This window comes from Nocardia sp. NPDC057440 (assembly GCF_042802915.1).
In the GTDB taxonomy this organism is placed as follows: Bacteria; Actinomycetota; Actinomycetes; order Mycobacteriales; family Mycobacteriaceae; genus Nocardia.
The window spans coordinates 119,577-131,434 of record NZ_JBHVDF010000001.1 but is presented as its reverse complement, the minus strand read 5'-3'; the positions used below and the strand labels follow the sequence as shown (position 1 = coordinate 131,434).

Annotated in this window: 10 protein-coding genes; 3 read left to right on the top strand and 7 right to left on the bottom strand. The window is 69.1% G+C overall.

The window, feature by feature from the left end:
- Nucleotides 1-38 precede the first annotated feature (38 nt).
- From ACFU4Z_RS00615 to ACFU4Z_RS00605, 3 genes are all read right to left on the bottom strand, one after another.
- On the bottom strand, nt 39-233 hold the full coding sequence (locus ACFU4Z_RS00615) for a hypothetical protein (RefSeq protein ID WP_379058303.1): 195 nt from the start codon (nt 231-233) through the stop codon (nt 39-41).
- A 138-nt stretch (nt 234-371) separates the two neighbouring features.
- Nucleotides 372-1,148 carry a DNA-formamidopyrimidine glycosylase family protein gene (locus ACFU4Z_RS00610; RefSeq protein WP_379058301.1) on the bottom strand — a complete coding sequence of 259 codons (777 nt, stop codon included), beginning with the start codon at nt 1,146-1,148 and terminating at the stop codon, nt 372-374.
- 84 nt (nt 1,149-1,232) lie between these two features.
- Nucleotides 1,233-6,062, bottom strand: a complete 4,830-nt coding sequence (locus tag ACFU4Z_RS00605; protein WP_379058299.1) for an ATP-dependent helicase — start codon at nt 6,060-6,062, stop codon at nt 1,233-1,235.
- Between the two features lie 142 nt (nt 6,063-6,204).
- Here ACFU4Z_RS00605 and ACFU4Z_RS00600 point away from each other — a divergent pair, with 142 nt between their 5' ends.
- Complete coding sequence (locus ACFU4Z_RS00600; RefSeq protein ID WP_379058296.1) at nt 6,205-6,750, top strand: histidine phosphatase family protein; 546 nt, start codon at nt 6,205-6,207, stop codon at nt 6,748-6,750.
- On the opposite strand, the gene ACFU4Z_RS00595 is transcribed toward ACFU4Z_RS00600, so the two are convergent.
- Complete coding sequence (locus tag ACFU4Z_RS00595) at nt 6,740-7,369, bottom strand: TetR/AcrR family transcriptional regulator (RefSeq protein ID WP_379058294.1); 630 nt, start codon at nt 7,367-7,369, stop codon at nt 6,740-6,742. The two genes, ACFU4Z_RS00600 and ACFU4Z_RS00595, sit on opposite strands and share 11 nt — an antisense overlap.
- Before the next feature lie 69 nt (nt 7,370-7,438).
- Here ACFU4Z_RS00595 and ACFU4Z_RS00590 point away from each other — a divergent pair, with 69 nt between their 5' ends.
- The gene (locus ACFU4Z_RS00590; RefSeq protein WP_379058292.1) at nt 7,439-8,386 is read left to right on the top strand and encodes a patatin-like phospholipase family protein; all 948 of its coding nucleotides are present in this window, start codon (nt 7,439-7,441) and stop codon (nt 8,384-8,386) included.
- On the top strand, nt 8,383-9,222 hold the full coding sequence (locus ACFU4Z_RS00585) for an SDR family oxidoreductase (RefSeq protein ID WP_379058289.1): 840 nt from the start codon (nt 8,383-8,385) through the stop codon (nt 9,220-9,222). Before ACFU4Z_RS00590 ends, ACFU4Z_RS00585 begins: the two co-directional genes overlap by 4 nt.
- Nucleotides 9,223-9,385: 163 nt before the next feature.
- On the opposite strand, the gene ACFU4Z_RS00580 is transcribed toward ACFU4Z_RS00585, so the two are convergent.
- From ACFU4Z_RS00580 to ACFU4Z_RS00570, 3 genes are all read right to left on the bottom strand, one after another.
- Complete coding sequence (locus ACFU4Z_RS00580) at nt 9,386-9,985, bottom strand: FAD-dependent oxidoreductase (RefSeq protein ID WP_379058287.1); 600 nt, start codon at nt 9,983-9,985, stop codon at nt 9,386-9,388.
- On the bottom strand, nt 9,904-10,341 hold the full coding sequence (locus tag ACFU4Z_RS00575; protein ID WP_379058284.1) for a DUF3761 domain-containing protein: 438 nt from the start codon (nt 10,339-10,341) through the stop codon (nt 9,904-9,906). The genes ACFU4Z_RS00580 and ACFU4Z_RS00575 overlap by 82 nt, the downstream gene beginning before the upstream one ends.
- 140 nt (nt 10,342-10,481) lie before the next feature.
- A complete protein-coding gene (locus ACFU4Z_RS00570; protein WP_379058282.1) occupies nt 10,482-11,636 on the bottom strand; it encodes a lipase family protein in 1,155 nt (384 codons plus the stop codon).
- Between the last annotated feature and the right edge of the window lie 222 nt (nt 11,637-11,858).

Below are 11,858 nucleotides of genomic sequence, written 5' to 3'. Positions count from 1 at the left end.
CCGACGGTAGCAGCAACTATGACGACCGGTCTAATTAATCAGGGAAGGCGCTCGCCGAGATCCTCGGTGGAGATCGAGGGCGGCCGCGGAGCAGGTGTGGTCGAATCATCCTTCGCCGCAGTCGAATGCAGTAGGCAGTAGGTGAACACCACGGTGGCGGCGATGGCCACGGCGGCAACGAGCAGACGAATGGCAATCGCGAATAGCTGCGACCTTCTGGTCGGCCCACTCATTATTTGCCTGCTCTCATGGTGCTCGCTGACGATTTCCGATGATGTTGTCGCGCGGCAGTGGAGAAGTATTAGCAATGAAATGGCAAATCACACCGGCAGCAGGGCTGTCTGCGTGTCGGTGCGTACCCGGCGGGCCCGTCAGGCAGGTGGCGGCTGGCAGCGGGGGCAGAAATAGATACCGCGCTCGCGTTGGGTGATGCGGTCACCCGGCCCGGCTTCGCCGAGCAGCTGGACCACGATCGGTGTGCCGCAGCGTTGGCAGGGGCGGCGGGTGCGGCCATAGGCCAGCGGACGCCACGGCGGTTCGGTGGCGGCCTTGGTGAGCACCCGATGCGCCTCGTTGACCAATGCCGGCAGGTCGGGGACAGCGGCGACGGCGGTGGCCGGGTGCACCCGGCGCAGGAAGCAGATCTCGCTGCGGTAGATATTGCCGATGCCCGCCAGGTTCCGCTGGTCGAGTAGCGCGAGTCCGATCGGTTGCGCGGGGTGCTGGGTCAGCCGCCGCATCGCCTCGGCGGCGTCCCAGTTCGCGCCGAGCAGATCGGGACCGAGGTGATCGATGGCGGTGTGCTCGTCCGCGCGGCGCAGCACTTCGACAGTGCCGAGGGCGAAGCCGACCGCCTCGGTGTCCTCGGTGCCCAGTACCAGGCGCGCGGTCACCCGCGGCCGGGTCCAGCGCTCCCCGGTGCAGTAGGTGCGCCATTCGCCCTCCATTTTCAGGTGGGTGTGGACGCTGACCTCCGGTGTCCTGATGAACAGGTGCTTGCCGTAGCTGCCGATGCTCTCGATCTGCTGTCCGCGCAGGTCGACGGTGGCGTAGCGGGGCACTCGGAAATCACTGCGGGTCAGTGTCTTTCCGTCGAGCGCGAGGCGCAGCCTGCTCGCGGTCAGGAAAACTGTGTCGCCTTCAGGCATGGCCGGACGGTAGGTCGGTCGACACGCGGTCGGTCGCGGAGCGGACGGGTGCAGAGTGGCCGTAGCCGGTAGCGGCGTAGTGGGTCACGGTTGCCTCCGCAGTCGGAGGCCGCGTGGCGTCTGTGCGAAGCCCGCCTCGCTGAGGAAACCGGCGAAGGTGTTGCCGTGCACGGATTCTCCGTCGACCTTGTCGATCACCAGCGAGTCGACGCGGCGGTCACGGACCAGGCCGGCCAGCGCGGTGGCGGCGGCCTGGCGCGCGTTCGGATCCTCGGTGAAGGTGAGAAGCGTCTTGCCGCCGCGTTCCAGGTAGAGCGTCAGCTCGCCGTCGATCAGCACGACGATCGCGCCCGCCTTCCGGCCGGGCCGGTGGCCCGCGCCGTCGCTCGATCCCTTGGGCCATGGCAAAGCCGCGCCATAGGGATTCGCGGGATCGCTCGCCGCCAGCGCGAGCGCGGAACCGGTGTGCCCGCGGTTCTCGGAGGTGCGCGAACGGTCGGTGTCGAACGAGCGCAGCCGGTCGACGACATCGGTGGTGGAGAACTGTGCGCCGCCCAGCGAATCGATGAAATAGCCGCGGCGACAACGTCCACGGTCTTCGAACTCGGTGAGCACCCGGTACATGAGCGCGAATCCGCCCGGCACACCCTCGTTCTGGACCGAACCACGGGTCAGCACGCCGTAACGCTCCAACAACATGTCCGCCGTCGCATGCGCGCGAACGGTGTTGTCCGACACCCGGTCCGGCAGCAGCGACCACCGGCCCGCGACCGCGGGCGGTCCGGACCGCGTCGGCGTGCTCGGCCGTGGCAGGTAGGCGCGGCCCCGGGGTGCCCGGCGGGGCATGCGGTGCGCGGTAGTCGTGCGTGCGGTGCCGGACAACAGCGCGCGGACCGGTGCGAAGGTGTCACCCGCGACGACACCGGCCCACACCAGCTCCCACAGTGCGGCAGCCACTTTCGTGTCATCCAGTAGTCCGGTCGAGTCGGAGAGGTGCCGGAAGAAATACGCGCCGCCGCCCTGCGTCATCGGCGGCAGTCGCAGCGACGGCGAGCTGCCGTCGTCCACTGAACGATGTCCGGCGGCCGTGACATCGACCGCTACCGTCGGTTCGGCCGAGGCCGTAGCCTCGATCGGCGTCCACGGTTCGATGGATGCGCCGAGTGCGGTGAGCAGGCGCAGGTGTACCTCGGACAGTTCGATGTCGTCGGTGGGTGGCAGTGTGAAGGGTGCTTGGTCGGCCAGGTGCAGGGCGATCCAGCCGTCTTTGGCGGTGATGGCTCCGTGACCGGACCAGATCACTTCGCCGGTGGCCATCAATTCGTCGAGCATGGCGGGGGAGTAGTCGCGGACACGGGCGGGCAGGATCAGCGATTCCCAGGCCGAGGCGGGGATCGGCACCCCCGCCAGCTGTTCCACCACACTGGCGACGCCGTCCACGCCGCGCAGTTCGCCGGTGCCGATGTGCTGCCAAGCCGGTAGGAAACGCCCGAAGGCCGCGGTGGCGACCGGCTCGACCTCATGCCGTGCTGCCGCCAGTGAGCGGCGACGCAAGCGGCGAAGGACCTGGGTGTCGCACCACTCCGAGCCGCTGGCCGCCGGCGTGAATTCACCTTCCACCACGCGCTTTTCGGCAACGAGGCGATGCAGGGCGGTGGCGGCGACGGCGGTGCCGATGCCGAATCGGGCGGCCACCGCCTCGGTGCCGAACGGCCCGTGGGTGCGTGCGTAGCGCCCGACCAGGTCGCCGAGCGGGTCGGGGACCGGTTCGATGAAGGCCGCGGGCGTGCCGATCGGTAGTGGCACCCCGAGCGCGTCGCGCAGCCGGGCGGCGTCCTCCACTGCCACCCACCAGCTGCGGCCCGCGAAGGTAACCTCCAGCGCCCGACGCGCTTTCACCAGTTCGGCGAACCATTCGGCCGGGTCGGCATCCGATCGGGCGTCCTCGGCGCGAGCGCCGCTCGCTCGGTCCTGGTCGGTGTCGTCCGCGCGGACGCATCGCGCGATCGCCTCGTCGGCGGTGAGCGGCCCGAGCAGGCGCAACAGGTCGGCCAAACCTTCGGCATCGCGGGCTCGGCGTTCCGGGGTCAGCCGTTGCAGTTCCCGCTCGGTCTGCTCGATGATCGCCGCGTCCAATAGTTCGCGCAGCTCCACCCGGCCGAGCAGTTCCGCGAGCAGGCTGGAGTCCAAGGACAGTGCCGCGGCGCGGCGCTCGGCGAGTGGGCTGTCGCCGTCGTACATGAACTGCCCGATGTAGTTGAACAAGAGGGCGTTGGCGAACGGCGACGGCGTCGCGGTCTCCACCTCCACCAGCCGCAGTTGGCGGCGCGCCACCCGCCCGAGCAGATCGCGCAGTGACGGCAGATCGTAGACGTCACGCAGGCATTCACGCACCGTCTCCAGCAGGATCGGGAAGTCGGGGAACTTGCGCGCCACATCCAGCAGCTGCGCCGAGCGCTGACGCTGCTGCCACAGCGGCGCCCGCTTGCCTGGATCGCGCCGTGGCAGCAGCAGCGCCCGCGCGGCGCACTCCCGGAAACGGGAGGCGAACAGCGCGGACCCGCCGACCTGCTCGGTGACGATCTCATCGATCTCGTCGGGCTCGAACACGAAAAGCTCTGCGCCGGGTGGATCGTCGGTGGTGTCGGGCAGCCGCACCACGATGCCGTCGTCGGAGGAAGTCGGGCTGGCGTCGACACCGAATCGCTCGCGCAGCCTGGCGCCGATGGCCAATGCCCATGGCGCGTGCACCGGCTGCCCATAGGGCGAGTGCAGCACCAGCCGCCAGTCGCCGAGCTCGTCGCGGAACCGTTCCACGATCAACGTTCGATCGGTGGGCAGTTGACCGGTGGCGGTGCGCTGCTCCTCCAGCAGGGTGAGCAGGTTGGTGGCCGCGTTGTCGTCGAGGCCCGCGCCCCGCACGATCTGCGCGAAGCCTGCGCCTGCGCCATTGTGCGACGAATCGGCCACGCCCGACACCCTCGCCGAGGCACCGGTTTTACTGCGCGACGGCCGTTTCCGAGGCACATCGGCAGTTGCGGCGGTGCGCTGCGCAAGGGCCGCGGTGGAGTCTTGTCCGGCTTTGCGGATGAATTCGCCCAACGCCGCGCCGAGTTCCGCGGGGCGGCCGAGCCCGTCGCCGTGCCAGAACGGCAGGCGTCCCGGCTGCCCGAACGCGGGGGTCACCAATACCCGGTCGAAGGTGATTTCCTCGATCCGCCAGCTGGTCGCGCCGAGGGCGAAGACATCGCCGACGCGGGATTCGTACACCATCTCCTCGTCGAGTTCGCCGACCCGCGAGGCTTTTTCGCCGACCATGTACACCGCGAACATGCCGCGGTCGGGGATCGCGCCGCCGGAGGTCACCGCGAGTCGTTGCGCGCCAGGCCGCCCTGTCAATGTGCCCGCGTCCCGGTCCCACACCACTCGTGGTCGCAGCTCGGCGAACTCGTCGGAGGGGTAGCGGCCGGACAGTAGATCCAGCACCGACTCATAGGCCGAGCGCGGCAGCGCGGCGTAACTGCCGGTGCCGCGCACTGTTTCGAACCACCCGTCGACGTCGATCGATTCGAGCGCGCACGCGGCGACCGTCTGCTGCGCCAGAATATCCAGCGGATGCGCTGGGATCTGCATCGCCTCGATCTGTCCCGCGGTCATGCGCTGTGAGGCGACCGCGCAGTGGATCACATCGGTGCGATGCTTCGGGAACAGCACGCCGCGGGAGATCTCGCCGACCTGGTGTCCGGCGCGCCCGATCCGCTGCAATCCGCTTGCCACCGAGGGCGGCGCCTCCACCTGCACCACCAGATCGACTGCGCCCATGTCGATGCCGAGCTCGAGACTGCTGGTGGCCACCACGCAGCGCAGCCGGCCGCTCTTGAGGTCGTCCTCGATGAGCGCGCGCTGCTCCTTGCTCACCGAACCGTGGTGCGCCCGCGCGAGCAGTTGCCCGGCGCCATGGATCACTTCCGTGGACGCCCCGAGCTGCGCGGGCGGCTTGTGCTCGGTGTCGACGGGCTCGCCGATGCGCGCCGCGTAGGTCTCGTTGAGCCGTGCGGTGAGTCGTTCGGCCAGCCGCCGGGAGTTCGCGAAGACGATGGAGGAGTGGTGCTCGAGTACCAGGTCCACGATCGCTTCGTCCACATGTGGCCAGATGGAACCCGGCTGATCGGAGTCGCCCGGCTCGGTCATGTCCGCCACCGGCACACGCACCGACAGGTCGAAGGTCTTCGGCGCGGGCGGCGACACGATGGTGATCGGCGCATCGCCGACCAAGAATCGCCCGACCTCCTCGGGCGGGCGCACGGTCGCCGAGAGACCGATCCGCTGCACCGGCCGCTCGGTCATCAGATCGAGGCGGGCCAGTGACAGCGCCAGATGTGCGCCGCGTTTCCCGCCCGCGATGGCGTGCACCTCGTCCACGATCACGGTGTGGACCTCGCTCAGGGTCTCCCGCGCCGCGGAGGTCAGCATGAGGAACAAGGATTCCGGTGTGGTGATCAGGATGTCCGGCGGCGTGCGCTGCATCGACCGCCGGTCCGCCGCGCTGGTGTCGCCCGACCTGACCCCGACCGTGATGGCGGGCGGATCGAGGCCGAGCCGTCCGGCCGTCTGCGTGACGCCGACCAGCGGTGCGCGCAGGTTGCGTTCCACGTCGACCGCCAGCGCCTTGAGCGGTGAAACATAGAGCACCGAGGTGCCGCGGCCAGGGGGCTTGCCTTCGGTTTTCGGCCGGCCCGCGAGCTGATCGATCGCCCACAGAAACGCCGACAATGTCTTTCCCGACCCGGTCGGCGCCACTACCAACGTGTGCTCACCTGCCGCGATGGCCTTCCATGCGCCCAGCTGAGCGGCGGTCGGCGCGGGAAAGGCCCCGTCGAACCACTCCTGGGTCGCGGTGGAGAACTGAGCCATGGCACCAGTCTGCACCTGGGTACCGACAACTCATCCGGCCGTACAGGCAACCCGGCGGCGGCGTCCCCGTCCTGCCAACTGTCCGAGCGAAGGCAGAGCAATCGAATAACGGCCACCTCCGCCGCGCCGTACGCTTCCATCCGTGCAAAAGGTGCTCAGACTCGACCTGGTCAGCCATGGCATGACCGAGGCGATGCGAAAGGCACGTTTTCCAGTCGACGAGTCGCTCACCGAGGCGGGCCGCAGGGCAATCGCCGCATGCGGGCCGCTCACCGCCGCCCGAGTCCTCACCGGCCCCGAACGCCGGGCTGTGGAAACCGCCGCCCTGATGGGATTGCCCGGTGCGGAGGACACCCGGCTGCGCGACCTCGACGCGGGGGCGTGGCGCGGCGGCGAGTTGATGTCGGTGCCGCAGGACGAGCTATACGCCTGGCTGACCGACCCGCAGTTCCGCGGCCACGGCGGTGAATCCGTGGTGGACGTGGTCGAGCGGACCAGATACTGGATGGCCGAGATCGCCTCCGAGGGCATGTCCACCATCGCGATCACTCATCCGGCGGTGATCAGGGCGGCCTTGCTCGTCGCCCTCGACGCGCCGCCGAAATCGTTCTGGCGCATCGACATTCCGCCGGGCAGCGTCACCAGGCTGCACTATCGCGGCGAGTGGACGTTGCACTTCACCGCGTGAGCGTGCGCGGTTGCGCACGCAGCGCCCCGCCGCCGGAGGTCACCAGCAGCCGCACGGCATCGGTGATCAGCCGGGCCGGGATCGATGGATCTATGGCGCGCTGCATGCCGAGGCCGATACCCATGCTGAGGATCGCGCTCGCGGCTTCTTCCGCGGGCATCGGCAGCGGAATTCCGACGGTGTCGGACAACCTCTGTACTTGCGCGGCGACGGCGCCGCGCACCATGGCGAGGCTGGACACCAGCGCGGCCTGCAGCTCGGGGTCGTCGCGGGCGACCGTCGCGAACTCGAATTCCAGCAGGGTCCAGCCGACGTCGCCGATGGTCCGTTCGGCCCATTCCTGGAAGCGCTCCAGCTGATCGTCCAACGTGATGCCCGCCGCGATCAGGTCGGTGACCTCTTGGAATTTGGTGGCATGGATGAGCCCGAGCACCTCGAGGCCGAGTTCCTTCTTGGTGCGGAAGTTCGAGTAGACCGCGCCCTTCGAATAGCCCGCTTCCTCGGCGACCCGCTCCAGGCTGGTCTTCGCGTAGCCCTCGGCCAGGAAGAGGTCGCGTGCCGTGACGATCAGGTCCGCGCGGGTGCGGGCCTGGCTCTCGGACCGGGTCAGACGTGCCATGCGGACGATTCTACGTACCGACAGATTTCAGATACCGTAGGTATTTGGATTCTGCTAGTGTTTGGAACTATGGGTAACAAGAACGGGTCACAGCGGCGTGGCCTGGCCATCGGATGCGGTGGCACGCTCGGCGCCGCCTGGATCGTCGCCGCGCTCGCCGCGACCCGTGACGTACTGGACTGGGATCCGCGCGAGGCGGACGTGCTGATCGGCACTTCGGCCGGCGCGGAGATGATGACGCTGCTCGGCAGCGGCATCGGGGTGGACGAGCTGGTCGCGATGCAACGCGGCACCTCCGCGAATCCGATTCTGCTGGCGCACATGCGGTCCGAACCCGGACGCTTTCCGCCGCTGCCGCGCCCGCGGCTCGGCTCACTGCGACTGCCCTTGCGCCGCACCGAGTCCGGGCAGGCGCTGCTGACCGCGGGCAGCGGCCTGCTGCCGGTCGGCGGCGGTGACCAGGGTTGGTTGCAGCAACTCGCCGCGCGGTTGAACCCGGGACGCACCTGGGTGCCGCATCCCGCGACCCGGCTGGTCGCCATGGATTACGCCACCGGGGAGCGCGTCGCGTTCGGGGCGCCCGACGCGCCCGAGGCAACGCTGGGCGAGGCGTTGCGGGCGTCGTGGGCCGTGCCCGGCTGGTTCCCGCCGGTCCCGATCGCGGGACGCCGCTTCATTGATGGCGGCGCGGGCTCGACGGCGTCGGTGGACCTGCTCATCCCGGACAAGCTGGATGAGGTTGTTGTGCTCGCCCCCATGGCCTCGACCGGGAAGATTCCGGCAACCGGACCCGGTCACTTCCTCGAGCGGCAGCTGCGAAGCCGTATGAGCGCCCAACTCGATGCCGAGGTCGCGGCATTGCGGGCGGCGGGAACCACGGTGCTGCGCATCGACGCGACCGCCGAGGACCTCGCGGTGATGGGCCCCAATTTCATGGACGGCCGCCGCCGTCTCGACACCTTCGAACACAGTCTGCGCAGCACCCGCCTGGCGCTGGAACAAGGAGCCTTCGCATGAGCATTCTCGGACCCGGCTACCCCGGCTTCGACCTGAAGGGCGCCCGGGTGCTCATCACCGGGGCGGGCCGCGGCATCGGCCGATCCACCGCGGAACTGTTCGCCGCCGAGGGCGCCGAGATCGCGATCGCCGACGTCGACACCGCCGCAGCCGAATCCGCCGCGGCCGCCATCGGCGCGCGCGCCTACGAACTCGATGTGCGGGCACGCGACCAATGGGACAAGGCGGTCGCCGACTTCGGTCGCATCGACATCCTGGTCAACAATGCGGGCGTCATGCCCGCGGGCGCTTTTCTCGACGAACCGGACGCCGTCGGTCGCGCCACTATGGATATCAATGTGTGGGGCCTGATCAACGGCATGCGCGCCGTGGTCCCCGGCATGATCGAGCGTGGCCACGGCCACGTCGTCAATGTGGCCTCGCTGGCGGGCAAGATCCCGGTAGCCGGTCTCGCCGTCTACAACGCGAGCAAGTTCGCCGCCGTAGGTCTCTCGGCGGCAACGCGCCTGGAGTTCGCGCCGCACGGCATCAGTGTGAGCTGTGTGCTGCCCTCGGCGGTCCGCACGCGTCTATCGTCGGGTTTGACCCTCGGCAAGGGCATGCCGACCGTCGACCCCGAAGACGTCGCCGCCACCATCGTGCACACCGTGCACACCCGCAAAGCCGAGGTCGCGGTCCCCAACTACCTCGGCCCCATCGACATCGCCCTCGCGGCTGCCCCCGAACGTGCAGTCCGCTTGGTGCGCAGGCTCTTCGACGGCGACCGCGCCCTGCACCCCGCCGACAACGAGACCCGCGCCGAGTACGAGCAGCAAGTCCGCTCGATCACCGAGTGACCGCTTGCCCGCGCCCACCGGGTATTTCGTCCACCACAGTAAATCGGGACGCCACGACCCTCGCCGGCCGCTCGCCTCTCGAGTGGCACATGGTGGTGCGGATTACTGGCGGGTACCGCGGCCGTGTGCCGCTCGGCGGCGTGGAGCGGGTTCTCGCCGGGACTCAGTGGGCGTCGTAGATGCCCTGGTAGTTGGTCAGGGCGGTGGCGCGGATCTGCTCGTCGCTCCAGTGCGCGAAGCGGTTGGGGGACAGGCGGTCCGGGGCGACCAGCAAGTCGCCGGTGCCGAGGAGCATGTTGGCCAGCTGGCGTCCCACGCCTGCTGCGTGGGTTACCCAGGACGCTTCGGCGATCCACAGGCCGGGCGCGCCCGCGGCGGGGCCGACGAGGGGGAGTTCGTCCGGCGTCAGGGCGAAGACGCCGTTGAGGCGGTGCCCGCGGGTGGCGTTGCGGAAGGCGGGAACCATGGCGGTGGCCGCGGCGAAGGCGTCGCCGAAGTCGTTGTCGCGGAACGGTTGTTCAGCGGAGGCGAGTGTCGCTGTCGGCGTCAGCGGGACCGGGGCGTGCGAATAGGTGCCCAGTCCGTAGCGGCGGCCGTGACGACGGGTGTAGAACGTGTGGTCCGGGTAGCGGACGATCGGCGTGTCGGTGCGCGGACCGTCGGTGGGCGGCCTGGAAGCGGTCAGAGCCAGGTCGCGACCCCGCTGTGACCCGAGCAGGTCCCGGAGCGGTTCTTGCTGAAGCTGTAGGTGCCGTCCTTGCACCGTGCCGTCGCTCCCGGTGGTGGGGCGGCGGCCGATTCCGGGCGGTGCACGCACTGGTCGTAGGAATTGAGGTAGGAATTCGGGCCGCACACGGCCGGACCGTTCTGCGGCGCGGGCAGGATCGCCGCGGGCGGGATGTAGTTCGTGGTTGCGGGTGGCGTGGTCGGCGGCGTCACCGCGGCCTGCGCGGTAGTGGTCGGTGCGGCTGTGGTGGTGTGCGCCGCGACGCTGGACGAGGGAGCGGTTGTCACACCGCTCGTCGAGGTCGGGGGAGACGAACAACCGCCGAGCACGAGCGCGAACGACCCGGCGACGGTGACACTCGCGAAAGCGAGCGTGCGAAAACTGTGCGACATGTCTTCTCTACTAGGAGCTCCAGGCCGGTCGACGAATACTGCGATGCCTGGGGTACCTGCTTCATCGACCTGGACGACGGCTCGTTACCAACGAAAAGCGGCCTCGGAGAACATCTCCGAGGCCGCCTCGTGGTGAGTGCTCAGCAGCTGGTCGGTACCGGGTCGCCGCGGAAGCGGGCTTCCACGTAGTTCCACGCGTCGAGGAAACCGGCGACGGCCGTGGTCATGTGTTCGGCGATGTCGTAGGGGCGGAACTCGACCGGGGCCCCGGCGCGGCAGTAGCGGTCGGCGACCTCGGCCACCGGGGGGAAGAAGGTGAGCTCGTCGAAGCGGCCCTGCCACATGTACGTCGGCACCGTCGGGATGCCGGGGAAGTGGCGCAAGCTGTTCTCGCGCAAGACCTCGCGCGCTTCGGGGCTGTCCATCAGGCTCTTGGACGCCGCCATCTGCTCGGCGCTGCGGAACGCGCCGTGGAAGAGCAGGAATCGGCGGCAGGCGTCGTGGGTGAATTCCCGGAACCACAGGCCGTTCGGGTTGAGCTGATCGGAGATCGGCAACCGGTTCGGGTATTCGCGTTCCAGGCCCATGGCCGCGGCGAAGGCCAGGCCGAATCCGGGGTGAGGATTGAAACCGAGCGACAGCGCCATCTCTTCGAGGTCGGCGGGGATGCCGCCCGCGACCGCGGCGGTGAGTTTCAGGTCGGGGGCGTAGGTGGGCTGCAGTGCCGCCGCCCACGCGGTGGCCATGCCGCCGCCGGAGTAGCCCGCGATGGCGACCTGCGAGGTGGACAGACCGAGCTCGGTCACCTTCTGCACCGCGCGGACGCTGTCCAAGGTCATCATGCCGCTGAGCTTCGCGGCGCCATAGGCGGAGGTGGGGCCGAGGTAATCGGGCAGCGAGACCGCCCACCCGCGACCGATGGGGAGCATGGCGCCGGGCGCGTCCTGCAATTCGCCGTTGAACAGCGATCGCGACGGGTTGCACTGGGTGCCGAGGGAGTTGATCAACGCCTGGTAGGAGACCAGCGGCGGGTTCTTCACACCAATGGGAAGCAGGACGGTGGTCACCCCCATGACGGGGCCGCCCAGCGAGTTCGTGGAGCGGAACGCGACCTGCCAGCCCTCGGTTCCGACGTAGAACGCGGTGTCGATCTTGCGGGTCCGGACCACGTCGCCCGGGCGCAGCGCCTCTAGTTCGGATGGCGGTGTGTAGAAGGGATCGGGATCGGGGGTGGGATACAGCGGCTGGGCATTTGCGGGCACGCCGAGCAGGCCGAGCGAAATGATACTCAACAACAGGATCGCGATCCTGAAGGGAACTCTGGACAAGGCATTCCTTCGATGGGGCAGCCGCCACCGGCGAAGCAGACCTGAGGCAGCAAAGCCTCAGGGTCTCAGCGCATCGGACGGGCCGGCACTACACGGGGGAAACGCAGTGAACCTCTGCGTTCACTGCGTAGACGGAAAGGGGGAACCGGCAACCGGACCGAACGAGCCGATCACGGCAGGCTGTCGCAC

Coding starts and splice junctions, on each gene's coding strand:
- ACFU4Z_RS00610 (WP_379058301.1), bottom strand. CDS start 1,148: ATGCCTGAAGGCGACACAGTTTTCCTGACCGCGAGCAGGCTGCGCCTC.
- ACFU4Z_RS00590 (WP_379058292.1), top strand. CDS start 7,439: ATGGGTAACAAGAACGGGTCACAGCGGCGTGGCCTGGCCATCGGATGC.
- ACFU4Z_RS00585 (WP_379058289.1), top strand. CDS start 8,383: ATGAGCATTCTCGGACCCGGCTACCCCGGCTTCGACCTGAAGGGCGCC.
- ACFU4Z_RS00615 (WP_379058303.1), bottom strand. CDS start 233: ATGAGTGGGCCGACCAGAAGGTCGCAGCTATTCGCGATTGCCATTCGT.
- ACFU4Z_RS00595 (WP_379058294.1), bottom strand. CDS start 7,369: ATGGCACGTCTGACCCGGTCCGAGAGCCAGGCCCGCACCCGCGCGGAC.
- ACFU4Z_RS00605 (WP_379058299.1), bottom strand. CDS start 6,062: ATGGCTCAGTTCTCCACCGCGACCCAGGAGTGGTTCGACGGGGCCTTT.
- ACFU4Z_RS00575 (WP_379058284.1), bottom strand. CDS start 10,341: ATGTCGCACAGTTTTCGCACGCTCGCTTTCGCGAGTGTCACCGTCGCC.